The following is a 22,135-nucleotide window of genomic DNA, read 5'->3' on the forward strand; positions in this document are numbered from 1 at the left end:
GGCCATTTGCCGGGCGCCTTTGGCCGATCATTCTGCCGAAGCAGCTGCCGTGTCGCGCATTTCCGACAGGACAGAGGATTGCTCGGACCAGATCTCGTCCCACTGTGCGGGCACGTCGCCAAAGAATTCGGGACCAACGTCGATGAAGGCCGTGTCTGTGCCGCGCACCTGGTCCAGCCATTCGCGGTCCTTGACGATATAGGTCGCGATGCACTCATCGAGGCGCTTTTTCATCAGCTCGGTGATGGTGGCGCGCTCTTCTTCCGACAGACCCTGCCAGACCTTGGCCGAAACGAGACCGACCATCGGGAACATCATGTGATTGCTGACCACGACCGTATCGGCCTGCTCGAAATATTTCAGCTTCCAGATCAGCTCGGCATCCATGTCGATCGCGTTGACCTGACCGTTTGCCAGCGCGTCATAGACCGCAGGCAGCGGCATGGGCGTGGGCGCGGCGCCCAGCAGGTTGTAGAAATCGAGGATCGGTTTGAAGGGCGTGATGCGCAGCTTCTTGCCCTCCAGATCGGCGGCGGATGTCACCTCACCCTTCGACACGATTTGGCGCAGGCCGGCCATGCCATAACCGATGCCGACAACGCCCGCCTTGGCCGGCAGATCCTCGAGCATGCGCAGCGCGAGGTCCGATTGCAGGATGCGGCCCGCATGGGCGATATCCTGCGCCATGTAGGGCGCGTAGAAAGCACCGAAATCGGGCACGCGGTTTGAAACCTCGGCCACGGTCAGAAACGCCATGTCGAGCGCGCCGGTCTGAAGCTGCTGCATCATCTCGGCCTCACTGCCCAGCTGCTGTGCCGGGAAAACCGTGACCGAATGTGCGCCATCCGTTGCATCCGACAGGTCAGTGCCGAAATTCTCGGCCGCCTGTGTCCAGATGTGATTGGGCGGCGTGATGAGACCAAGGCGGAAATCCTTGGCCGCAGCCGCACCCGCCAGCATCATCGTCGCCGCAGCGACCGAGGCCGCAAGCGCGGCGGGCAGTTTCATCATAAAGCTCATAGTGGAATGTCTCCTCCCGGAAGGGGTGTTGGTATGATCGCGCCTCTCTGACGGGACGCTTTTAGGGTCTTATGCAGGGTCCAGTTGGACCCAGCCTGCGGGCGGCTCCTTGCCGGGATGGACGGATCCGCATTCCGGGCAAGTGCGCGCCTCGGTCGAGGCATAGAAACTTTCATAGACAGGCGGCAGATCGTCCACAATGGATTTCAACTGCATTTCGGCACGGTGGACCAGCGCGCTGCAGTCAAAGCAATACCATTCGATCGCATCCAGCTCGCCCGTCTGGCGCTTGGGCTCGATCACCAGGCCGATGCTGCCCTCCTGCGGGCGCTGGGGCGAGTGGCGCACATGGGCGGGCAAAAGAAACACGTCGCCCTCGCGGATCGGCACGTCGTAGAACTCGTCGCCGTCCTTGAGCTTGAGCAGCATGTCGCCCTTGAGCTGGTAGAAGAACTCTTCGACCGGATCATCGTGATAATCGGTGCGCTTGTTCGGACCGCCGACGACCGTGACCATCAGATCCGCATCCTCGAACACCTTCTTGTTGCCGACAGGCGGCTTCAGCAGGTGCTTGTGTTCGTCGATCCACTTGTGAAAGTTGAAGGCGGCCAGTCTGCCCATGATGATCTCTCCCCTTAGGTGCCGCGCCGATATTCGCCCTGCCCCGCCACGTCGCGCAATCGGGCAGCGCGAAATCCGCTATCGCGCTTTGCGATAACAGCGGGGCCAACTCTGGGTCAAAGCGGGGGGCAAGGCAAGCCGCCGGCGCCGCAAGGGCGCCTAGGCGGACGCAAAGAGATCGCCATATTTCTCGCGCAGCACGTTCTTTTGCACCTTGCCCATCGTGTTGCGCGGCAGCTCGTCCAGCACGATCAGCTTGCGGGGATGCTTGAACCGCGCCAGCGCCTCGCTTGCGGCGGCCATGATGGCGTCCGCGTCCGGCGTCTTGCCCGGCTCGGGCACCAGAACGCCCACCACCGTCTCGCCAAAATCGGGATGCGGCACGCCGATCACGGCCGACTCCAGCACGCCGGGCTGCTCGTCCAGCACCAGCTCGATCTCCTTGGGATAGATGTTGTAGCCGCCCGAGATGATCAGATCCTTGCCGCGTCCGACGATCTGAACATAGCCGCGCGCATCGATCAGGCCCAGATCGCCGGTAATGAAAAACCCATCCTCGCGCAGCTCTTCTGCGGTCTTTTCCGGCATCTGCCAATATCCCTGAAAGACGTTGTCGCCCCGCACTTCCAACTGGCCCACCTCGCCCTGCGGCAGTTCCTTGCCCGTCTCCGGGTCCGTCACCTTCAGCTCGACCCCCGGCAGCGGAAAGCCGACGGTGCCGGCCCGCCGATCGCCATCGTAAGGGTTCGAGGTGTTCATGTTCGTTTCGGTCATGCCGTAGCGTTCCAAAATGGCATGGCCGGTGCGCGCGCGGAACTTGTCATGCGTCTCGGCCAGCAAGGGCGCCGAGCCGGAGGTGAAAAGCCGCATATGCTTGGTCGCGGCCTTGTCGAAACGCGGATCGTCCAAGAGGCGGGTGTAGAAGGTCGGCACGCCCATCATTGCCGTGGCGCGCGGCAAATGCTGCATCACCGCGTCCTGATCGAATTTCGGCAAGAAGATCATCGCGCCGCCCGCCATGAGCGTCACGTTGGTGGCGACGAACAGGCCATGGGTGTGGAAGATCGGCAGGCAATGCAGCAGCACGTCATCGGCATTGAAGCGCCATTCGCGCACCAGCACTTCGGCATTGCTAAGCAGGTTCTTCTGGCTCAGCATCGCGCCTTTCGAGCGGCCCGTGGTGCCAGAGGTGTAAAGGAGCGCGGCCAGATCGTCCTCGCTCCGCGCGGCGGTCTCGAAGCTGTCAGGTTGCCCCTTGGCGCCGTCCATCAGGCTGCCGCCACCATCCGTTCCCAGCGTCTCGACACGGGCGCCCTGCCCGCTAGCGATGCCCTCCATCGCCTCCCTGCCCGCAGGATCGCAGACCACCATGGAGGCGCCGGAATTTTCGATGAAATATTCCAGCTCGGTTGCCGTATAGGCGGTGTTCAGCGGCAGAAACACGACGCCCGCCTGCGCGCAGGCCGCATAAAGCGCCAGCGCCTCGGGCGATTTGGCGATCTGCGCGGCCAGGCGGTCACCCGGCTTCAGACCGCTTGCGGTCAGATGCCCTGCGATCCGCGCCGACAGAGCGAGGAAGGCGTCATAGCTCATCTCGCTGTCATCCGGCAAGATCAAGAAGGGTGCGTCGCTTCCGGCGTGGCGCCCGAACAGCGTGTCATAGAGCGGGTTGGCCATGGCTCAGGCTCCTTTATTCATCTTGGTCTCGGCGGTAGCGGCCAGCGATTTGACCGCGCTGGTCACGGCGACGGCCCCTGTCCCGGCAAACGCTTCGTGCCGCTCGGCGGTGCGGCGCAGATCATAGAGGTAATTCACCATGACACCGCCCGATTGGGCGAGGCCCTTTTGCGACAGATCGGCCTGTCCGTGCAAGGCGTGGATGATCGCCCCGTTCCCGAGATGAAACCGCGCCACCGGATCGCGCGGCAGATCGCCCCGGCCCTTGGCATGCATCAGATAATAGGCGGCAAAAGCGGGCAGATCGGCCTCATTGGTCGTGATGCCTTCGGCTTCGGCCCACTTCATGAACCCCGGGATGGGCGACAGCGTGACGAAGCGTGTGAGATTGGTCAGTTCCGCAGCCAGATCGCCTGCAACCTGCTTGATCAGTGAATTGCCAAAGGAAATCCCGGCCAGCCCCGACTGGCAGTTGGATATGGAATAAAAGACGGCGGTGTCCGCGTTCGCAGCCTTGAGCGCCTCGCGCGTCTCCGCCAGAAGGGGCTGCACGGCGCCCGGAATGCCCCGCGTCAGCGCGACCTCGACGAAGATCAGCGGCTCGTCCGGCATGGCCGGATGAAAAAACGCGAAACAGCGCCGGTCCTCGGGCTGAACGCGGCGACGCAAATCATCCCAGCTGTCGATGGCATGAACCGCCTCATAGGCGATGATCTTTTCCAGGATTTGCGCGGGCGTATCCCAGGTGATGCGCCGCAGCACCAGAAATCCGCGATTGAACCAAGATGCAAAGAGATGCCGGAAATCGAGATCCAGCGCCTCCAGCTCGGGCACACCGCGGCCGAGGCGCAGAAGGTCCGCACGCATTGCCACCAACGCGCCCGTGGCGCCCGGCACGCGGTTGAGACGGCGGATCAACTCCTGCCGGGGCGGCTCGGCAGCGGCCATGAAGCCGCGATAGCTTTGCCGCGAGGGCGCTGCCTCGTATTCGTCCAATGCGGCGCGCGCTGCTGCCGGATCGACATTCATCGCGTCCGACAGATGCCGAAAAAACGCCAGCTTGGCCGCGTCGTCCATCGCGGCGAAACGCGACAGGATCTGCTCGGCCAGGATCGTGCCCGACATCTCGCCATGCGTAGTCACCAGCGCATCGGCCAGCTCGGCAAGAGGGCGGCGGCTCCAATCGCCGCGCCGCGCCGCGCCTGCCCCCCGCTCGAAAACGGAGGCCAGAAGATCACTGAGGACGGTCATGTCGCGGTGCCCATGACATAATCCGGTAGCCACGTCGCGAGGCCCGGAAAGAAGCACAGGATGATAATGGCGATCACCATGCAGGCCACGAAAGGCAGCGAGCCGGTCAGGATGGTTTTCAGCGAGATGTCGGGCGCGATGCCGTTGATCACGTAGAGGTTGAGGCCCACGGGCGGGCTGATCAGGCCGATTTCCATGTTGATCGTCAGGATCACGGCGAACCAGATGGGATCAAAGCCGGCGATGGTGATGATCGGCAAGAGGATCGGCGCCGCCATCAGGATCACCGCGACGGGCGGCAGGAAGAAGCCAGCGATCAGCAGAAAGACATTGACCGCCCCCATCAACACCCAGCGGTTCACCTCGAGCGTGCCGATCCATTCCGCGATGGACTGCGTGATGAAAAGGCTGCTGAGCATGTAGCTGAAAACGCCCGCCGCGCCGATTATGAAGAGGATCATCACGCTCTCGCGGGTCGAGTCGCGCAGGATCATCCACAGGCCCGCCGGGCTCCACAGGCGATAGATCACCACGGCAATCACAATGCAGAGGAGCGCGCCGACCGCCGCCGTCTCGGACGGGGTCGCGATGCCGCCATACATAGCATAAAGCACGCCGATGATGATGACGATGAAGGGAATGACGCGGGGCAGGATCTCGAATTTCTGCTTCCAGGTATAGACACTCTTGGTCAGCACCTGCGCGTTGCCGGACTTGACGGTGGCGTAGATCGACCACGCCATGAAGAGGCTTACGAGAAGGAGACCCGGGATGACGCCCGCCAGAAAAAGCCGCCCGATCGAGGTTTCGGTCGCAATGCCGTAGACGATCATGGTGACCGAAGGCGGGATCAGGATGCCCAGCGTGCCGCCCGCCGCGATGCTGCCTGCGGCGACGCCGTCGGGATAGCCGCGCTTGCGCATCTCGGGAATGCCCATCTTGCCGATGGCCGCGCAGGTCGCGGGGCTGGACCCGGACATGGCGGAGAACAGCGCGCAGGCGCCGAGGTTCGACACAACGAGGCCGCCGGGCACGCGGGTCAGCCACCGCTCGAGCGCCTCATAGAGGTCCGCGCCCGCGCGGGTCGAGGCGATAGAGGCGCCCATGATGATGAACATCGGGATGCTGAGCAGGGCAAAGCTGTTGAGCTTGCCGAAGAAGATCTCGGGCATGAGTTCCAGCGAGCGCATGCCGTCGAAGACCACCAAAAAGCCGCCCGAGACGATCAGCAGGCCAAGCGCCACCGAGACGCCGGAGAATAGAACGGCAATGGTGAAAAGGGCGACAAGGCCGCCAAGAACAAGCGGATCCATCAGATATCCTCCAGGCCGAAGGGCGGCTCCACGCGTGTGACCAGCGCGACCAGATCCGCAATGAGTTGCAAGAGCAGCAGGCCAAAGCCTACGGGAATGGCGAGATAGGGGATCCACAGGCGCACGCCCCAGATCGTGTCGGATTTCCAGCCGCGATCCCACGCGAAATGCCAGTATTCATACCCGTACCACAGCATGATCGCCACGATGGCGGCGCTGACGCTGAGCGTGAAGCAGGCCATGACAAAGCGTGCGCGGCGCGGCAGAGCGATGGGAATGAGATCGACGTTCACATGGCCGCGGAGGCGCTGCACATAGGGCAGCCCGATCAGCGTGGCCGCGATCATAAGATAGACCACCATCTCGGTCTGCCAAATGGTCGATTGGTTCAGCACCGCGCGCACAAAAATCATCTGACAAGTGATTCCGACCGCCACGACGATCATGGCCGCCGAGATCCAACCAGCGACGGTCGACAATGCGGCAACGATTTTGAGAAAGAGGTTATCGCCCGTCTGGGCGACCCGGTGGGTCACTTGTCCGGCCATGTCGCGCTCCTTTGGATTGAGGTGCAGCTATGCGTGAGGGTGAGACTACCCTGTCCATTCGGCGCGCCGCCAAATGGGTGTGAAGTCAGCGGGTGGGGCGTGAGGACAGGCAGGGCGCGCGATCCGCGCGCCCTGCCCCGCACCCCGTCACTCGACGGCGAGCGCCATATCCAGAAGCTCTTGGCCGTCCGAGACAGAGGCCACGAAATCTTTGTAGGATGTCTCGGCCGCCACGGCACGCCACGCATCGAAATCGGCCTGGCTCATCTGGGCAATCTCGACACCGGCATCCTTGAAGGCCTGCACGGAGTCCGCGTCTTCCTTCTTGGCTTCTTCGACGTAATACGCCTCGGCCTTGGCGGACGCGTCCATCAGCGCCTGCTGCTGCTCGGGCGTCAGGCCATCAAATGTGGATTTGTTCATCAACAGAGGCTGGTACATGAACCACAGCGCATATTCGCCCGGCGGGGTGTAGCAGGCCACCTGCTCGTAGATGCGGTAGCTGACGAAGGACGAGGACGAGGTGTTCGCCGCGCTCAGAACGCCGGTCTGCATCGCGTTATAGATCTCGGAGCTGGACATGGACGCAATCGAGGCGCCCGCACCGGCCAGCATCTGCTCAAACGCCTTTCCGGCGGCGCGTGTCTGCAGGCCAGAGACATCCTCGGGCTTGGTGATGCAGGTATCCTTGCCGACGAACCCGCCCGCCAGATAACCGTGCACAAGGACCATCACGTCGTCTTCGGCCATCTTGGCCTCGATCGCCTCCATGAAGGGGCTGTTGCTGAGACGCGTGGCGTGATCGTGGTTCTTCACCAGACCGGGCATCAGCGTGAGGTTATAGGCCGGCTGCTGACCGCCCGCATAGCTGAGCGGCAGAACCGCCATGTCCAGCTGACCGCGGCTGAGCGGCTGATACTGCTCGCGCGCCTTGAAGAGCGACTCGGACCCGAAGATGCGGATATCGAGGTCCACATCGGCCGCCGCGACCTCGTCGGCGACGATCTGCGCGACGTTGTGACGGATATCGCTGTTGGACCACTGGTGCGACAGGCGAAGCTCGGCCGCCCAAGCGGTGCTGCTGAGCGCCATCAGGGCCGTGGCCGCGACCGCGGTCTTGAAAATGGATGTCATGAATATGTCCTCCCAGACTGTTATCTTTCGCCCGGCCTCCCCGCCGGATCGCGTGACAGGCAGGTTAGGCGCGCTTGGTTTTCCGAGTCAACGATTTTGTATACAAGAAAATAAAGTTTGCATGCGATCTACGCCGCGCTAATCTGTCGCCATGGAAAAACGCCGTGCCGATATCATTGCTGACGATCTGGAAGAGCTCGTTTTCGACGGCACCTTCCCTGACGGCGCGCGTCTGGATGAAAACGCGCTGGCCGACCGGTTCGGCGTGTCGCGCACCCCTATCCGCGAGGCGCTGCAACGGCTGGTCCAATCTGGCCTTGCGGCCCAGATCCCCCACCGGGGCGTCTTTGTGCGTCAGCCCGGTCCGGTCGAACTGATGGAGATGTTCGAGGTTATGGCCGAGCTTGAGGCCGCCGCCGCCCGCCTTGCCGCACGGCGTATCAGCGATGCGGCCCTCGCCGATCTGCGCGCCGCGAATACCCTTTGTGCAAAGGCGGTCGCAGAAAACGCGCCAGGCGCCTACTACCTTGAGAACGAGCGATTCCATCAGATTATCTATGCGCAATCGGGCAACAGCTTTCTGCGCGCCGAGGCGGAGCGCCTGCACCGCCGCCTGCGGCCCTTCCGCCGCCAACAGCTGCGCCTGCGCGGGCGCCTTGCCCAGTCCATGGCCGAGCATGAGGCCATCGTCGATGCGCTGACGCAAGGCGACGCACCCGGCGCCGCCGATGCGCTGCGCGCGCATGTCGCCGTTCAGGGCGAAAAATTCCACTACCTCATGTCGTCGCTGCGCCCCGCCGCCGAATAGCCGCCCAGTAGTCCTATCTCGACAGGGCGCGCTCCGCCGGTCTAAAGAGAGATCCAAAGGAGCCGCCGTCATGACCTCGATCCTCATTCTCAATGGGCCCAACCTGAACCTTTTGGGCACCCGCCAGCCCGAGGTCTATGGCCGAGCCACCCTTGCCGATATCGAGGCACTGTGCCGCGCCCATGCCAGTACGCGCGGCGCCGAGATCGAGTTTGCCCAGAGCAATCACGAAGGCGCCTTGATCGATTCGATCCACGCGGCCAAGGGCAGACATGGGGGTATCATTCTGAATGCGGGCGCCTATACGCATACATCTGTCGCGCTCATGGACGCCATTGCATCGGTCCAGTTGCCTACGGTCGAGCTGCATCTGTCGAATGTCCACGCGCGCGAGGAATTTCGCCATGTCAGCTATATCGCGCGTGTCGCGCTGGGTGTGATCTGCGGATTCGGCGCTGCGGGCTATCCAATGGCCATGGACGCGCTGCTGGCGCACTTGGCGCAAGAGGGCTAGGGCGGCAATTCCGACATCCAAGTCGCGAAACGGCGAGACAGCGCGCGCGAAATAGCCAGTCATGCGCGCATGACCATTGCATCGGTTCCAGGCGCTCCGCCCCTATCGCACACCTCACAGGGAATCCTCTGTGTCGTGGCTGGCATGGTGCTCTTTGTGGGCCAAGACGTTCTGATGAAGGACATGCTGACGCTCTACCCGGTGTGGATGCTTATCTTTGTCCGGTCTGTGGCGGCGCTGGTCACGCTTTTGCCGCTTGTAGTGTTTCTGGGCGCGCCGCACCGCATCTGGACGCCGCTTTGGCCTTGGTATCTGGCGCGTGCGGTCCTCTTTGCCGCCGGATTCGCCGCCTTCTATGCCGCGTTCCCGTTCATGGGCCTGGCCGAGGTGATCACGCTTTTCTTCTCGGCGCCCTTGATGACGGCCACGCTGGCCGCGATCTTCCTGCAGGAAAAGATCGGCCGTCACCGGGCGGCCGCGCTGTTTGTAGGTTTCGTCGGCGTCGTGATCGCCGTCAATCCGACCAGCGGCGACATCGGCTGGATCGCGATCCTGCCCCTTCTTTGCGCGCTGAGCTATGCGGTCAGCCAGATCATCGTGCGCAGGATCGGTGAGCAGGACACATCGCTGACCATCGGGCTTTATACGATTTCATTCTCGGGTCTTGTCATCCTGCCCATCGGCTTTGCGGTGTCGATGATCTTGGATATCACGCCCGAACTGCGGCATCTTGGCATGGAATGGCCCCTGCCGGACTTGAACGGCCTTGCCATGCTCGCGTTTCTTGGCACGCTGGGCACGCTGGCCTATACGCTGGTCTCGCGCGCCTACCAGATCGCCAGTGCCAGCGTGATCGCGCCCTTCGACTACAGCTATCTGCCACTGGCGGCCGGCCTTGCCTACCTGCTCTGGGGCGAAGTGCCGCCCATCACGACGCTGATCGGCATGGTTTTGATCGTGGGCAGCGGCATGTACACCGCCTACCGCGAATTGCGCGTGGCGCGGCCGGCGGATGAGACCCCGCCAATCTCGCAGACCGTCTTTACGCCGGGCGGACCGGCTGCGGTTCTGGCCGAAGCGCTCGATGCCGAGGCGACTCAGCTGGACGCGGCGGGCGAAAAGGTCAGCCCCTGATCGCCGCGCCGCGCGGGTTGCCTAGCGCAGCACATGCACCGCGCAGGTCGCATGGCGCACCACATGCCCTGCCGTGCTGCCAAAGAAGTAATCGGCAGCGCCCGGACGATGCGATTCGACCACGATCAGATCTGCGCCGATCTTGTTGGCATAGTCCGTGATGGACCGCCCCGCCGAGCCAGTGATGACTTCGCCGCGCGCCCGGTCAAAGCTTTTCGCCAGCTTGTCCAGCTCACGGTGCAATTCAGCGCGCAATTCTGCCGTGGCGTTTTCGGGGATGTAGGGCGCAACGTAGGTCGGCATACGCTCGATCACGTGCAGCAGCGTCACCTGAGCGTCAGGTCCGGCCAGTGCGGCGATCTCGCGCGTTTTTACGTGGTCGTGAACATCGTCTAGCAGCACGGGAACGAGAATATTCTTGTACATTGTTATGGTCTCCTTTGATCGAGGGCATGTTGCGCGCGATGGCGCGGTGCGCCTTGATGCAGATCAGATGCCGCGCAAGTCCTGCCATCGCACGCAAAGAAAAAGGGGGCGCCCCTTGCGCAAGCCCCTTACCGGATGTGTGGAAGAAAATGCTTTGGTTGGCCACAAAGTGGCAAACCTTATCCTTAGAAACTTGACTTGAACGAATCCACGAATGGAGATGTCAGGTGAAGTCCGTCCCGCAAAAATCTGCGACAGCCCCAAAAAGGCGCATTCCACTCCCGTTTTTCGGGGTGGATGTGAACTTTTGCCGGAATGCGCGATGCGCTCATTTCGGCGTTCCGCCGGACCCTCGCGACGGCCGGGGCCTAAAGATTAGCTCCGCCAACACCAACTTTCCGCGTGGGAAAGTTGGCGGCACCGGAGACAGAAAATACTTCGAATGTGGCTCTTGTGGACAGGAATCCGTGGTCAAGAACAACCGCGCTGTTTTCGAAGAATACACACGCCTGCGCCGATTGCAACGCTTTCACGGCAAGTCCTGCAGCAACGAGCGGTGCCCCTCAAACGGAAAGACGTTAGAGATGTGGCCGGATCGATATTGGAAGACCGGTCGGACGAAAGCCGGACATCAGCGATATGCCTGCAAGCGGTGTAGATCAACGTTCACCGTCGGGCATCCAACGCGCAATCATCGGCGACAATCCAAGAACGGGCAGATTCTGAAACTTCTCGTTCACGGAACCTCCCTATCGAAGATCACCGAAATCGCCGATGTTGCGCCCCGGGACGTTTATCGAAAGCTGGATTTTATCTATGATTGTATCCGGGAGTTCACGGGTCGGCGCGAAGGCGATCTGCACCATGTCGATTGGGAGAGATAAGGCCGCCGTTTCGCCACAGACAGCCAAACGCTGACACTCAACTGGCCCAACCGCAAGAAGCGCGCCTCGGTGGCTGTGCAGCACCTCTGCACCGCGCACGCGAACTCGGGTTACATCGTCCTGGGGCATCTTCAGTTCGATCCTGCGGCCGATATGGCGCAGGTCGAGATCGACATGGCCGCAAACGGAGACTTGGAAAAAGATCGCTGCTGGCGGCGCCATGGACGCCTGTGGACGGCTTCCGAGTTCAAGAAATACCTCGACGACATTACCGCAGACGCCAAAATTGACCCCGAGATTCTCGCTGATGTTGATCTTGGCCTCCAGCTACCTCACGAAGGCGGTCTCGTGCGGCAGGACATCCAACAATACGCCCACGCGCTGATGCTCCGGAGGATGGTGTCGAAGTCCGACAGTCGCTTCTTTTTCATCCAGGACGGCGACTCCGGCCTCAGCAAGGCTTTTCTTGCGGCCTTCGCTCCAGAGGTAAGGCAAGGTCGCGTCGATGTGGCCACTATCTCCTTCGCAAAATACGAGTTCAACGATACGCGCGAGGTTTTGTATGCTCAGGGCCGTCGGATCTTGCGAAAAGAACTCAACCTAACTCCCCATGAACTCAATAGCCTGCCGGCGTTCGTGCTGAATGAGGAAATCGATAAGGAAATTGTGAAACGGATGGCCGGGAGGCCGCTCGGCTCTCTCTTTGCCTGGCCCTATCATACGAAGTCCGAGCCTTCCCGCGTCATTGATCTCAAGACGGATCGACCGGAGCTATCGACTGAGCGGTGTGCGAGGTTGATGCGCCTTGCCACCCTGCGCAGCGTCGACAGCTATTTCCACAAGATTCGCAGCAACGTGCGTCCTGCCGCCCGCCCTGTCTCGACGCCGAGCGCGAATGGCCGAACCTGGGATCGGCACTTCCTCTACAAGCCGGAAATGCTGCTCAAGATCATCGAGATCTACCGCTTCCATCATAACTGGATGGGGACACGCAACACCAAACGAACCCCGGCAATGAAGCTCGGCCTCGCCAAGGGGAAGGTTTATGAGCGCGACCTCTTCGGATAGTCAGCCTCCGCGAAATCCGTCAAAGATTCACGACAGAAAATCTGCCACGGTCTGGCAGATATAATCGGCGACTACTTTCGCGAATCGTAAAACCAAGATTCCGATAAAGGCGAGGCTGATAAGCCCGCCAAGAGGCTTTTCGGTTTCGACGATAAAACCAATCGCCATGGCGCCGGCGAGAAGAAGGTATGCAAGGATGATCCCCGCCGTGAGGATGCGAGACATCCCTTCTACCCAATCCGAGTTCCACATGCCTGATCGACTCCTCTTGTCGCTGTTTTAGAGACGTAGGTAGCGAGGTGCCTGAAACGAAATGCGCGCCCACCTCTGGGCGCGCATCCATCAACACATCCGGTAAGGGGCTTGCCCCTTGCGGTGCGCCCCCTCTCGATCACTATTCCTGAAAAGCCTCAGCTTTTGCCCATCTTGGCGACTTCGGCGGCGAAGTCTTCCTTTTCAACCGCGATGCCCTCGCCCACTTCGAGGCGCACATAGCCCGTCAGCGTGACGCCGGCCTCTTTGGCGGCGGCCTCGACCGTCAGGTCGGGGTTCATGACGAACGCTTGGCCCATCAGGGTCGACTCGGCCATGAATTTCTTCATGCGGCCCTCGATCATCTTCTCGATGACCTGCTCGGGCTTGCCGCTCTCGCGGGCGATGTCCATCTGGACCTGCTTTTCCTTCTCGACGACCGCCGGATCCAGCGATGCCTCGTCGAAGGCGACAGGGTTGGTTGCGGCAATGTGCATGGCGATCTGGCGACCGAACGCCTCGTCACCCTTCAGCGCGACCAGAACACCGATCTTGCCCATGCCATCCACGGCAGCGTTGTGGACATAGGACACGACGCTGTCGCCCTCGATGGATGCCATCCGGCGCAGGGTCATGTTCTCGCCGATGGTTGCGATCTTGTCGGTGACTGTCTCCTCGACGGTTTTGCCGCCCAAGTCGGCGGCCTTCAACGCCTCGACATCATCCGCCTTAACCGCCGCATCGGCGATGGAGGACACCATCTTCTGGAAGTCAGCATTTTTTGCGACGAAATCCGTCTCCGAGTTGATCTCGACGGCGACGCCGCGGCCACCCTCGACCTTGACGGCGACCAAGCCCTCGGCCGCAGTGCGGCCCGATTTCTTGGCGGCCTTGGCCAGACCCTTGGTGCGCAGCCAATCGACGGCGGCGTCCATGTCGCCATCCGCCTCGGTCAGTGCCTTCTTCGCGTCCATCATGCCTGCGCCCGTCGTGTCGCGCAGCTCTTTCACCATTGCAGCAGTGATTGCCATTGGGGCTCTCCTGAATTTGTAAAGCGGCCCGGCGGTAATGCCGCCGGGCTCGGGTAGGATGGGATCAGCCGTGGATCAGCTGTTCTGACCGGCCTTGGCAGCCATGTCGGACACTTCTTCGCTCGACTTGATGTCCAGCGGCGCGTCCTTGGTCTGCTTGTCGTCATGAACGGCTTCGTGGCTGATGTCGCCAGTTTCAACGCCGGTCGAGGCAGCTTCCTCGGCGGGGGCTTCTTCCATCTCGCCGATATCGATGCCGGCGGCGCCCATCTGGGCGGTCATGCCGTCCAGCGCGGCGCGGCTGATCAGATCGCAATAGAGCGCGATGGCGCGGGCCGCGTCGTCATTGCCGGGGATGATGTAGTCGATGCCGTCGGGCGAGCAGTTGGTGTCGACAATGGCGACAACCGGAATGCCCAGCTTGTTGGCTTCGGCCACGGCCAGCTGCTCTTTCTTGACGTCGATGACGAACAGAAGGTCAGGCACGCCGCCCATTTCGCGGATACCGCCCAGCGATGCCTGCAGTTTGGTTTGGTCACGCTCCATGCCCAGACGCTCTTTCTTGGTGAGACCCTCGGCGCCCTGCTCGAGCAGCTCGTCGATCTCCTTGAGGCGGTGGATCGACTTCGAGACGGTCTGCCAGTTGGTGAGCGTGCCGCCCAGCCAGCGGTGGTTCATGTAATACTGCGCACATTTCTCAGCAGCTTCAGCGATTGGCGTCGCCGCCTGACGCTTGGTGCCGACAAAAAGCACGCGGCCGTTCTTGGCCACGGTTTCGCGCACGACGTTCAGCGCCGCGTCCAGCATCGGGACGGTCTGCGTCAGGTCCATGATGTGGATGCCGTTGCGCGCGCCATAGATGAACTCGCCCATGCGGGGGTTCCAACGCTGCGTCTGGTGGCCGAAGTGAACGCCAGCTTCCAAAAGCTGACGCATGGAGAACTCGGGAAGAGCCATGCCGTTATTCCTTTTCCGGTTTTCGCCTCGGCACGGGGTGAGAGGGGTATGCCCTCAACCGGTGGACTGCCGGGGATGTCTCCCCCGGACGGCCCGCCCGTGCCTGCGGATTTCAAGTAGGCGCGCTATAGACCGCCTCGCGCCGGGTTGCAAGGCCGTGATGAGGCCGCGCCACCAAGACCGCCTGCATCTTGTGCAATGCGGGAGCCGCACCCAAGTAAATCTGGCCGATGATACCGCCGCGCCGCCGCAACCCATTGCCGCGCCGCACAAATGTTCGTAAACCTTCTCAATTCCGTTTCCGAGGCCGAACCACCCCATGACCGCACCATTCGACGAAGAGACCGGCCCACCCCGACGTGTGGGCATTCTGGCGCGGCTGCGCGCCCGTTTCCTGACGGGCCTTGTCGTGATCCTGCCCGTGGCGCTGACAATCTGGCTGATCTGGACGATGATCGGCTGGGTCGACGGGCTGGTTTTGCCCCTTATCCCCTACGATCTGAAGCCATCGCATTACATCGGCATCGACGTGCGCGGCGTGGGCGTCATCGTTTTCCTCATCTTTACCATCCTCGTCGGCTGGGTCGCAAAAGGGCTGATCGGACGCACACTGATCCGCTTTGGCGAAAACCTCGTGGCGCGCATGCCGGTCGTCCGCTCGATCTATTCGGGCGTCAAACAGATCTCCGAGACGATCTTTGCCCAGACCGAGCGCAGCTTCGAGACGGCGTGCCTTATTCAGTACCCTCGCAAGGGGATCTGGGCCATCGGCTTCATCTCGACCCAGGCCAAGGGCGAGATTGCGGGCAAGGCGGAAACCGGCGGCGCGCTGATGTCGGTGTTCCTGCCCACGACGCCCAACCCCACCTCGGGCTTCTTGCTGTTCCTGCCAAAGGAGGACGTGATCGAGCTGGAGATGACGGTGGAGGACGCGGCCAAGCTCGTGATCTCGGCGGGTCTAGTCTATCCCAACCAGGTCAAGCCCGAGGACCTGCCGAAGAAGAACGGTGGCAAGTAGCCGGGTCCGGCGGGCCTAGCCGAACATCTGACGCAGATCGGTGCTGCCGGTCTCTCCCAGATCGTCCCAATGCGCCTCGAGAAACGAGTCCGCCGCAATGCGGCCAGCCTTCTTGAGCCGCGCCAGAAGATAGGGGTTGGGCGACAGCTTGGTTGATACCGACAACTCGGCCATCAGCGCATCGTCGGCGATCATGTGAACGCGCAGGCGCTTCATCGTCCGTTCGCTGACCGTGCCGCTGTCCAACAGACGCTGCACGAACTCGATGGCCCGCAATTCGCGCAAGAGCGATGAGTTGAAGCTGATCTCGTTGATGCGGTTCTGGATCTCCTGCGGGCTGCGCGGCAGGGCGTCACGCTCCAGCGGGTTGATGTTGATGATCACGATGTCCGACGGCAGATCGGGCTCGAAAAGCGGGAACAGCGCCGGGTTGCCGGTATAACCGCCATCCCAATACGCCTCGCCATCGATCTCGACCGCCTGAAACAGCGTCGGCAGGCAGGCCGACGCCAAAAGCGCATCGGCATTGATCTCGGACCCGTCAAAGACGCGGATCTTGCCCGTACGCACGTTGGTGGCGCAGACATTCAGCTTGGGGGCATGCTCGGCGCAGACCTTGTCATAGGCGAAATTCTCGACAACGCGGCGCAGCGGGTTTGAATAGAACGGGCCATAGGCATAGGGCGACACCACGCGCGAAACAGCGTCCGAGAACTCGATCGGCAAGGTGACCATCGACGACGCGCCGCCCGGCATCATACCCAGCATCCATGACGGCATGCGCATGTCGTCCACGGCACCCATTTGCGCCCAAAGCCAGTCAAGCTGCTCGCGCGCACCCTCGCGCCCGTTCATGACAAAGCCGGCCTTCAACGCCGCGCCGTTGAGAGCGCCTGCAGATGTGCCCGATATCGCGGCCACCTCCAACTCGCTTTCCTCAAGCAGCCGGTCCAGCACGCCCCAGGTAAAGGCGCCGTGCGCGCCCCCGCCCTGAAGCGCCAGGTTGATCCGTTTGGTCTGCATGGTGCCCCTATCTGCCTCGCGGCATGCTTTTCTTGGGAAAAATACCCATGCCCCGCAGGGTCATCGGCCCGCGGCTGGATTACATCGCCGTCCAACCGCCGTCGACGCTGAGCGTGGTGCCGGTGACCTGCGCCGCCGCGTCGGAGGCAAGATAGAGCGCGGTGCCGCCCAGCTGCTCGACCGTCGCAAATTCCTTGGAGGGCTGGCGCTTGAGCAGAACGTTCTCGATCACCTCCTCGCGGCTCATGTCATATTCCTTCATCGTGTCGGGGATCTGCTCCTCGACCAGCGGCGTCAGAACATAGCCGGGGCAGATCGCGTTGGCGGTGATCGGCTCCTTCGCCGTCTCCAGCGCGGTGACCTTGGTCAGACCGACGATGCCGTGCTTGGCCGCGACATAGGCGGATTTGTAGGGGCTGGCGCGCAGGCCATGCGCCGAGGCGATATTGATGATCCGGCCCCAGCCCGCCTCGCGCATGAGCGGCAGCGCAGCAGCGGTCGTGTGGAAGGCCGAGCTGAGGTTGATGGCGATGATCGCGTCCCATTTGGCGCTGGGAAATTCGGGCATAGGTGCAACATGCTGAATGCCGGCATTGTTGATCAGGACGTCGCAGGCACCTGCCTTCTCGATCAGGGCGCGGCAGGCGACGCCGTTCGACATATCGGCCTGAATGTAACGCACCTTGGTGTCGAATTCCTCGGCCATGTCCTTGGCCAGCTGGTGATCCTCGTCCGTATCGCTGAAGGAGTTGAGTACAATGTGCGCTCCGGCCTTGGCCATCTCGCGCGCGATCCCGAGGCCGATGCCCGAATTGCTGCCGGTTATGACGACGGTCTTGCCTTGAATGCTCATGTTTTTCTCCTGCGCGTTGTTGCATCGCAGAATATAATGCTGCATCTGCAAATGTCACCCGCGAACACGAATGCGCCCGCTTTCACACAGCACACTGGCACGGGGCCAAAAAAAAACGCCAGCGCGAAGCTGGCGTTAAGTTATTGAGGCAGGTTTCATACAGGCAAGAAACCTATCGAGCAGTAACTCTCTTATAAGCAATCTCGCGCCGTCATCCAAGCTAAAAGTTTGAAAACCCTTGGAAGCGCCTTTACCGTCGCGCACAGTCTGCGCCCAATCAAACAACGCTATCGAGGAATTGTCCCCGCGATGAGATCACTTTGTTTCCCGCCGCTTAGAGGGCTTTCTTACAGTATAGCCTTTATTTCTCTGGGCATCCTCCCTGCGCAGGCCGATCCGGATCACGCTATTGCGATGTATGGCGAACCCGCCCTTGGGCCGGGCTTCACCGCCCTGCCCTATGCCAATCCTGATGCCCCCAAGGGGGGGCGCGTGACCACCGCCAACGTCGGAGGGTTCGATTCGCTCAACCCGTTTGCGCCCAAGGGCACCCCGCCCTGGCAGTTGCGCGCGCTGGCCTACGAATCGCTTCTGGGGCGCTCCTGGGACGAGCCCTTCACGCTCTACGGGCTCCTGGCCGAGACGGTCGAGACCGACGAGGCACGCACCTGGGTCGAATTCACGCTCAATCCCAAGGCCGCCTTTTCCGACGGCACGCCCGTCACCACCGAGGATGTGATCTGGTCGTTTCAAACGCTGGGCACACGCGGCCATCTGCGCTACCGCGATTTCTGGACCCGGATCGAGACGATCGAGGAGACCGGCCCCGGCAAGGTGCGCATCACATTTGACACGTCAAACGGCCCGCCAGACCGCGATCTGGTGCTGCTGGCCGGTCTGCGCCCCATCCTGAAAAAGGCGCAATGGGAGAATGCCGTCTTCGAGGATGGCGCAATCGAGGATATCCCCATCGGCACCGCGCCTTATGTGGTCGACAGCTACGACATTGGCCGTCAGGTTATCCTGCGCCGCGATCCCGATTATTGGGGCCGCGATCTGCCCTTTCGGCGCGGCACAAACAATTTCGACGAGATCCGGATCGATTTCTACGGCGATGACGCGGTGATGAAAGAGGCGTTCAAGGCCGGTGAGATCAGCTATATCCGCGAATTCAACGCCGAGCGTTGGGCGGAGATGGCCAACCTGCCAGCAGTCCAAAGCGGCGACATCGTGCGCAGCACCATTCCCAGCGGGCAGCCTTCGGGCATCGCAGGTTTCGTGATGAACACACGCAACGCGCCGCTGGATGACTGGCGCGTGCGCGACGCGCTGATCCATGCGTTCAACTTCGAATACATCAACGACACGCTGACCGGCGGGCGCCAGCCGCGCATCACCTCCTACTTCTCGGGCTCCGAGCTGGGGATGAAGCCCGGCCCCGCGACCGAGGCCGAGCGCGCTCTGCTCGCGCCCTACGAGGATAGCCTTCTGCCCGGCGCGCTGGACGGATACACCCTGCCCGCCTCCGACGGCTCGCGCCGCAACCGGGACAATATCCGCAAAGCAGTGGACCTTCTGGCCGAGGCGGGCTGGCAGGTGGTGGATGGCGTGCTGCAAAAGGACGGGGAGCCGCTGACCCTGACGGTGCTCTTGCAGCAGGACGCGCTGGTGCAGCAGGCTACGGCGATGATGGATATCTACGCCCGCGCGCTCGAACGGTTGGGCATCACGCTGAACGTGCAGAGCGTCGACAGCGCGCAATACAACATCCGCGAGGCGAATTACGATTTCGACCTCACTTTCATGCGCCGGTCCCTGTCGCTCAGCCCCGGCGCCGAGCAGTATTTCTACTGGGGCGCCGAGGGTGCGGACCAGCCGGGAAGCCGCAATCTGATGGGCATGAACAGCCCCGCCGCCGAAGCGATGATCCGCGCCATGCTGGCCGCGACCGAGCACGAGGATTTCGTCACCGCCGTGCGCGCGCTGGATCGGGTGTTGATTTCGGGCCGCTATGTCATCCCGATTCACCAGTATTCCGAGGGCCGTATTGCCCATGACGCAAGGCTGACCTATCCTAAGGATCGCCTGCCGCTTTATGGCGACGGCGTCGGTTTCCTGCCCGAAGTGTGGTGGATGACCGAAGAAAAGTGAGGCGCCGATGACGAGACCGGGCAAACCGGCGACATCGGCAAGAGCAGAAACAGGCAAAGACAGGTTTATCAGATGAAGAAGATGATCGCTCTCTGGGCGCTTGCCGTGCTGGCCGGTTGCGCGACCGTCGATGGCGTGGGGCAGGATCTTTCCGGCGCCGCGCGCGGCGTCCAAAGCTGGTTCTGATCTAGGCGCGCCCTGCGCGTGCCCCGCCCGCCGGCAACAGCCGAGCGGGCCTTTCGGCATGTCATGTACGGCCCGCCTTGTTGCATCACGCGGCGCCAGCGCCTACCAATGCGCCACCCTGCCCCGGCCCTTGAAAGGATGCGCCCATGGTCAAGCTCGACATCGTCTCTGACCCGATCTGTCCCTGGTGCTATATCGGCAAGACGCTGCTGGATGCCGCATTGGCGCAGCGCCCCGATCATCCCTTCGTCATCGAATGGCACCCATTCCAGCTGAACCCCGACATGCCGCGCGAGGGGATGGATCGCCGCGCCTATCTCGAGGCCAAGTTCGGCGGCAAGGAGGGCGCGGTTGCGGCCTACGCCCCCGTCGTCGAGCGAGCCGAAGCCGCCGGCCTTAAGATTGATTTCGAGGCGATGACGCGTACGCCCAATACGCTTGACGCGCATCGCCTGATCCACTGGGCCGGCGTCGAGGGCAAGCAGGAAGCCGCCGCGATGGCGCTTTTTGCCGCCTATTTCACCGAAGGGCGCGATATCGGCGATGCCGAGGTGCTGGCCGATATCGCCGACGGGATCGGCATGGACGCCGCCGTCGTGGGCAAACTGTTGCTCTCGGATGCCGATACGGACGATATCGCCAAGCGCGACGCGCAATTTCGCGAGATGGGCATCAGTTCCGTGCCGACCTTTATCGTTGCCGCGCAGCATGCCGTGCCGGGCGCACAAGACACCGCGCTCTGGCTGAACGTCATCGACGAAATCATGGCGCAGCGCGCCGCTGAGGACGGTGCCTGAGCCTCGGCACGTTTCTGCATACCGCCGTATACTGAATGCTTCCCTTCGCCGCGCCGATACGCTAGAAGCGGCGCATCATTCGCTCCTCCCAAAGGAAAGGCCGCCCCATGTCCAAGATCAAGGTAGAAAACCCGGTCGTCGAACTCGACGGCGACGAGATGACCCGCATCATCTGGGATTTCATCAAGAAGAAGCTGATCCTGCCCTATCTCGATATCGATCTGAAATACTACGATCTCAGCATCCAGTCCCGCGACGAAACCGATGACCAGATCACCGTCGATGCCGCTCATGCGATCCAGAAATACGGCGTCGGCGTCAAATGCGCGACCATCACCCCCGATGAGGGCCGGGTCGAGGAATTCGGCCTGAAGAAGATGTGGCGCAGCCCCAACGGCACGATCCGCAACATCCTGGGCGGCGTGGTTTTCCGCGAGCCGATCATCTGCTCAAACGTGCCGCGCCTCGTGCCGGGCTGGACCCAGCCCATCGTGATTGGCCGTCATGCCTATGGCGACCAGTACCGCGCGACGGACATGAAATTCCCCGGACCCGGCAAGCTCAGCATGAAATGGGTCGGCGAAGACGGCACCGTGATGGAAGAGGAAGTGTTCGACGCGCCTTCCTCGGGCGTCTACATGGGCATGTATAACCTCGACAACAGCATCCACGATTTCGCCCGCGCCTCGTTCAATTACGGGCTCAAGCGCGGCTACCCGGTGTATCTGTCGACCAAGAATACCATCATGAAGAAATACGATGGCCAGTTCATGATCATCTTCCAGAAGGTGTTCGACGAGGAATTCAAGGACAAGTTCGAAGAGGCCGGCCTCACCTATGAGCACCGCCTGATCGACGACATGGTCGCCTCGGCGATGAAATGGTCGGGCGGCTATGTCTGGGCCTGCAAGAACTACGATGGCGACGTGCAGTCCGATACCGTGGCGCAGGGCTTTGGTAGCCTCGGCCTGATGACCTCGCAGCTCATGACGCCCGATGGAAAGATCGTCGAGGCCGAAGCGGCGCACGGCACCGTGACGCGCCACTATCGCCAGCACCAGAAGGGCGAAGAGACATCGACCAACTCGATCGCTTCGATCTTTGCCTGGACTGGCGGTCTGCGCCACCGTGGCAAGCTGGACAGCAATGCAGAGCTGACCAATTTTGCGGAAACGCTCGAGAAGATCGTCGTCGACACCGTCGAAGCGGGCCACATGACCAAGGATCTCGCCCTGCTGGTCGGCCCCGACCAGAAATGGCTGACCACGATGGGCTTCCTCGAGAAGGTCGACGAGAACCTGAACAAGGCGCTGAACGGTTAAGCACAAAGCAGGATCAATAACGCGAAGGGCGGGCCTCCCAAGGTCCGCCTTTTTCTTTTGCCGTGTCCACAAATCGTGTTGGTTGGCCTTCGTATTTTCACATTTGGCCAATATCCCGCAGGAAAACACTGCGGAGATGCCTATGCG

22 protein-coding genes are annotated in these 22,135 nt (G+C 61.9%); 9 read left to right on the forward strand and 13 right to left on the reverse strand.

What is annotated here, in order from left to right; all coding sequences use genetic code 11:
• Positions 1–27 precede the first annotated feature (27 nt).
• The 7 genes from BW975_RS10150 to dctP all read right to left on the reverse strand — a co-directional run bounded on the left by BW975_RS10150 (position 28) and on the right by dctP (position 7,564).
• A complete protein-coding gene (locus BW975_RS10150) occupies positions 28–1,020 on the reverse strand; it encodes a TRAP transporter substrate-binding protein (RefSeq protein ID WP_244898133.1) in 993 nt (330 codons plus the stop codon).
• Between the two features lie 69 nt (positions 1,021–1,089).
• Positions 1,090–1,641: a 3-hydroxyanthranilate 3,4-dioxygenase gene (locus BW975_RS10155; RefSeq protein WP_076533157.1), complete on the reverse strand. Its 552-nt coding sequence runs from the start codon at positions 1,639–1,641 to the stop codon at positions 1,090–1,092.
• Positions 1,642–1,800: 159 nt separating this feature from the next.
• Positions 1,801–3,318, reverse strand: a complete 1,518-nt coding sequence (locus tag BW975_RS10160; RefSeq protein ID WP_076533159.1) for a malonate--CoA ligase — start codon at positions 3,316–3,318, stop codon at positions 1,801–1,803.
• A 3-nt stretch (positions 3,319–3,321) separates the two neighbouring features.
• Positions 3,322–4,569 (reverse strand): malonyl-CoA decarboxylase, encoded by a 1,248-nt coding sequence (locus BW975_RS10165; RefSeq protein WP_076533162.1) that lies wholly within the window; start codon positions 4,567–4,569, stop codon positions 3,322–3,324.
• Positions 4,566–5,882, reverse strand: a complete 1,317-nt coding sequence (locus BW975_RS10170) for a TRAP transporter large permease (protein ID WP_076533164.1) — start codon at positions 5,880–5,882, stop codon at positions 4,566–4,568. The genes BW975_RS10165 and BW975_RS10170 overlap by 4 nt, the downstream gene beginning before the upstream one ends.
• Positions 5,882–6,430, reverse strand: coding sequence for a TRAP transporter small permease (locus tag BW975_RS10175; RefSeq protein WP_076533166.1), 549 nt, complete (start codon positions 6,428–6,430; stop codon positions 5,882–5,884). Before BW975_RS10175 ends, BW975_RS10170 begins: the two co-directional genes overlap by 1 nt.
• A gap of 147 nt (positions 6,431–6,577) precedes the next feature.
• Positions 6,578–7,564, reverse strand: a complete 987-nt coding sequence (gene dctP / locus BW975_RS10180; protein ID WP_076533168.1) for a TRAP transporter substrate-binding protein DctP — start codon at positions 7,562–7,564, stop codon at positions 6,578–6,580.
• Between the two features lie 151 nt (positions 7,565–7,715).
• On the opposite strand from dctP, the gene BW975_RS10185 reads away from it, so the two are divergent.
• The 3 genes from BW975_RS10185 to BW975_RS10195 all read left to right on the forward strand — a co-directional run bounded on the left by BW975_RS10185 (position 7,716) and on the right by BW975_RS10195 (position 10,020).
• Positions 7,716–8,372: a GntR family transcriptional regulator gene (locus BW975_RS10185; protein WP_076533170.1), complete on the forward strand. Its 657-nt coding sequence runs from the start codon at positions 7,716–7,718 to the stop codon at positions 8,370–8,372.
• A gap of 70 nt (positions 8,373–8,442) precedes the next feature.
• The gene (gene aroQ, locus BW975_RS10190; protein WP_076533173.1) at positions 8,443–8,886 is read left to right on the forward strand and encodes a type II 3-dehydroquinate dehydratase; all 444 of its coding nucleotides are present in this window, start codon (positions 8,443–8,445) and stop codon (positions 8,884–8,886) included.
• 69 nt (positions 8,887–8,955) lie between these two features.
• Positions 8,956–10,020: a DMT family transporter gene (locus BW975_RS10195; protein ID WP_076533176.1), complete on the forward strand. Its 1,065-nt coding sequence runs from the start codon at positions 8,956–8,958 to the stop codon at positions 10,018–10,020.
• A gap of 21 nt (positions 10,021–10,041) precedes the next feature.
• On the opposite strand, the gene BW975_RS10200 is transcribed toward BW975_RS10195, so the two are convergent.
• Positions 10,042–10,446: a universal stress protein gene (locus BW975_RS10200; RefSeq protein WP_076533179.1), complete on the reverse strand. Its 405-nt coding sequence runs from the start codon at positions 10,444–10,446 to the stop codon at positions 10,042–10,044.
• 953 nt (positions 10,447–11,399) lie between these two features.
• On the opposite strand from BW975_RS10200, the gene BW975_RS10205 reads away from it, so the two are divergent.
• Positions 11,400–12,398 carry a hypothetical protein gene (locus BW975_RS10205; protein WP_076533181.1) on the forward strand — a complete coding sequence of 333 codons (999 nt, stop codon included), beginning with the start codon at positions 11,400–11,402 and terminating at the stop codon, positions 12,396–12,398.
• A 27-nt stretch (positions 12,399–12,425) separates the two neighbouring features.
• Here BW975_RS10205 and BW975_RS10210 read toward each other — a convergent pair whose 3' ends face one another.
• The 3 genes from BW975_RS10210 to rpsB all read right to left on the reverse strand — a co-directional run bounded on the left by BW975_RS10210 (position 12,426) and on the right by rpsB (position 14,638).
• Positions 12,426–12,650 (reverse strand): hypothetical protein, encoded by a 225-nt coding sequence (locus tag BW975_RS10210; protein WP_139194196.1) that lies wholly within the window; start codon positions 12,648–12,650, stop codon positions 12,426–12,428.
• 158 nt (positions 12,651–12,808) lie between these two features.
• Positions 12,809–13,681, reverse strand: coding sequence for a translation elongation factor Ts (tsf, locus tag BW975_RS10215; RefSeq protein WP_076533185.1), 873 nt, complete (start codon positions 13,679–13,681; stop codon positions 12,809–12,811).
• Between the two features lie 75 nt (positions 13,682–13,756).
• Complete coding sequence (gene rpsB, locus BW975_RS10220; RefSeq protein ID WP_076533187.1) at positions 13,757–14,638, reverse strand: 30S ribosomal protein S2; 882 nt, start codon at positions 14,636–14,638, stop codon at positions 13,757–13,759.
• Positions 14,639–14,957: 319 nt separating this feature from the next.
• Here rpsB and BW975_RS10225 point away from each other — a divergent pair, with 319 nt between their 5' ends.
• Complete coding sequence (locus BW975_RS10225) at positions 14,958–15,656, forward strand: DUF502 domain-containing protein (protein ID WP_076533189.1); 699 nt, start codon at positions 14,958–14,960, stop codon at positions 15,654–15,656.
• Positions 15,657–15,671: 15 nt separating this feature from the next.
• Here BW975_RS10225 and BW975_RS10230 read toward each other — a convergent pair whose 3' ends face one another.
• Both BW975_RS10230 and BW975_RS10235 read right to left on the reverse strand, forming a co-directional pair.
• On the reverse strand, positions 15,672–16,679 hold the full coding sequence (locus BW975_RS10230) for a patatin-like phospholipase family protein (RefSeq protein WP_076533191.1): 1,008 nt from the start codon (positions 16,677–16,679) through the stop codon (positions 15,672–15,674).
• 79 nt (positions 16,680–16,758) lie between these two features.
• Entirely contained in the window at positions 16,759–17,532 is a 774-nt protein-coding gene (locus BW975_RS10235) for a 3-hydroxybutyrate dehydrogenase (RefSeq protein ID WP_076533651.1), read from the reverse strand.
• A gap of 309 nt (positions 17,533–17,841) precedes the next feature.
• Between BW975_RS10235 and BW975_RS10240 the strand changes: the two genes are divergently transcribed.
• The 4 genes from BW975_RS10240 to BW975_RS10255 all read left to right on the forward strand — a co-directional run bounded on the left by BW975_RS10240 (position 17,842) and on the right by BW975_RS10255 (position 21,988).
• A complete protein-coding gene (locus BW975_RS10240) occupies positions 17,842–19,683 on the forward strand; it encodes an extracellular solute-binding protein (RefSeq protein WP_076533193.1) in 1,842 nt (613 codons plus the stop codon).
• Between the two features lie 72 nt (positions 19,684–19,755).
• Positions 19,756–19,869 carry an entericidin EcnA/B family protein gene (locus tag BW975_RS10245; RefSeq protein WP_076533195.1) on the forward strand — a complete coding sequence of 38 codons (114 nt, stop codon included), beginning with the start codon at positions 19,756–19,758 and terminating at the stop codon, positions 19,867–19,869.
• A 146-nt stretch (positions 19,870–20,015) separates the two neighbouring features.
• On the forward strand, positions 20,016–20,666 hold the full coding sequence (locus tag BW975_RS10250) for a DsbA family oxidoreductase (RefSeq protein WP_076533197.1): 651 nt from the start codon (positions 20,016–20,018) through the stop codon (positions 20,664–20,666).
• Between the two features lie 107 nt (positions 20,667–20,773).
• Positions 20,774–21,988 carry an NADP-dependent isocitrate dehydrogenase gene (locus BW975_RS10255; protein ID WP_076533199.1) on the forward strand — a complete coding sequence of 405 codons (1,215 nt, stop codon included), beginning with the start codon at positions 20,774–20,776 and terminating at the stop codon, positions 21,986–21,988.
• Positions 21,989–22,135: the final 147 nt, after the last annotated feature.

The sequence above is a fragment of the Roseovarius nanhaiticus genome (assembly GCF_900156535.1).
Lineage (GTDB): Bacteria > Pseudomonadota > Alphaproteobacteria > Rhodobacterales > Rhodobacteraceae > Roseovarius > Roseovarius nanhaiticus.

Excerpts from the sequence above, each read along its gene's own strand:
- BW975_RS10225 (WP_076533189.1), top strand. The coding sequence starts at position 14,958 with ATGACCGCACCATTCGACGAAGAGACCGGCCCACCCCGACGTGTGGGC.
- rpsB (WP_076533187.1), bottom strand. The coding sequence starts at position 14,638 with ATGGCTCTTCCCGAGTTCTCCATGCGTCAGCTTTTGGAAGCTGGCGTT.
- BW975_RS10245 (WP_076533195.1), top strand. The coding sequence starts at position 19,756 with ATGAAGAAGATGATCGCTCTCTGGGCGCTTGCCGTGCTGGCCGGTTGC.
- BW975_RS10155 (WP_076533157.1), bottom strand. The coding sequence starts at position 1,641 with ATGGGCAGACTGGCCGCCTTCAACTTTCACAAGTGGATCGACGAACAC.
- BW975_RS10255 (WP_076533199.1), top strand. The coding sequence starts at position 20,774 with ATGTCCAAGATCAAGGTAGAAAACCCGGTCGTCGAACTCGACGGCGAC.
- BW975_RS10165 (WP_076533162.1), bottom strand. The coding sequence starts at position 4,569 with ATGACCGTCCTCAGTGATCTTCTGGCCTCCGTTTTCGAGCGGGGGGCA.
- BW975_RS10250 (WP_076533197.1), top strand. The coding sequence starts at position 20,016 with ATGGTCAAGCTCGACATCGTCTCTGACCCGATCTGTCCCTGGTGCTAT.
- BW975_RS10150 (WP_244898133.1), bottom strand. The coding sequence starts at position 1,020 with ATGAGCTTTATGATGAAACTGCCCGCCGCGCTTGCGGCCTCGGTCGCT.
- aroQ (WP_076533173.1), top strand. The coding sequence starts at position 8,443 with ATGACCTCGATCCTCATTCTCAATGGGCCCAACCTGAACCTTTTGGGC.
- BW975_RS10160 (WP_076533159.1), bottom strand. The coding sequence starts at position 3,318 with ATGGCCAACCCGCTCTATGACACGCTGTTCGGGCGCCACGCCGGAAGC.
- dctP (WP_076533168.1), bottom strand. The coding sequence starts at position 7,564 with ATGACATCCATTTTCAAGACCGCGGTCGCGGCCACGGCCCTGATGGCG.
- BW975_RS10235 (WP_076533651.1), bottom strand. The coding sequence starts at position 17,532 with ATGAGCATTCAAGGCAAGACCGTCGTCATAACCGGCAGCAATTCGGGC.
- tsf (WP_076533185.1), bottom strand. The coding sequence starts at position 13,681 with ATGGCAATCACTGCTGCAATGGTGAAAGAGCTGCGCGACACGACGGGC.
- BW975_RS10240 (WP_076533193.1), top strand. The coding sequence starts at position 17,842 with ATGAGATCACTTTGTTTCCCGCCGCTTAGAGGGCTTTCTTACAGTATA.
- BW975_RS10195 (WP_076533176.1), top strand. The coding sequence starts at position 8,956 with ATGACCATTGCATCGGTTCCAGGCGCTCCGCCCCTATCGCACACCTCA.
- BW975_RS10200 (WP_076533179.1), bottom strand. The coding sequence starts at position 10,446 with ATGTACAAGAATATTCTCGTTCCCGTGCTGCTAGACGATGTTCACGAC.
- BW975_RS10210 (WP_139194196.1), bottom strand. The coding sequence starts at position 12,650 with ATGTGGAACTCGGATTGGGTAGAAGGGATGTCTCGCATCCTCACGGCG.
- BW975_RS10170 (WP_076533164.1), bottom strand. The coding sequence starts at position 5,882 with ATGGATCCGCTTGTTCTTGGCGGCCTTGTCGCCCTTTTCACCATTGCC.
- BW975_RS10185 (WP_076533170.1), top strand. The coding sequence starts at position 7,716 with ATGGAAAAACGCCGTGCCGATATCATTGCTGACGATCTGGAAGAGCTC.
- BW975_RS10230 (WP_076533191.1), bottom strand. The coding sequence starts at position 16,679 with ATGCAGACCAAACGGATCAACCTGGCGCTTCAGGGCGGGGGCGCGCAC.
- BW975_RS10175 (WP_076533166.1), bottom strand. The coding sequence starts at position 6,430 with ATGGCCGGACAAGTGACCCACCGGGTCGCCCAGACGGGCGATAACCTC.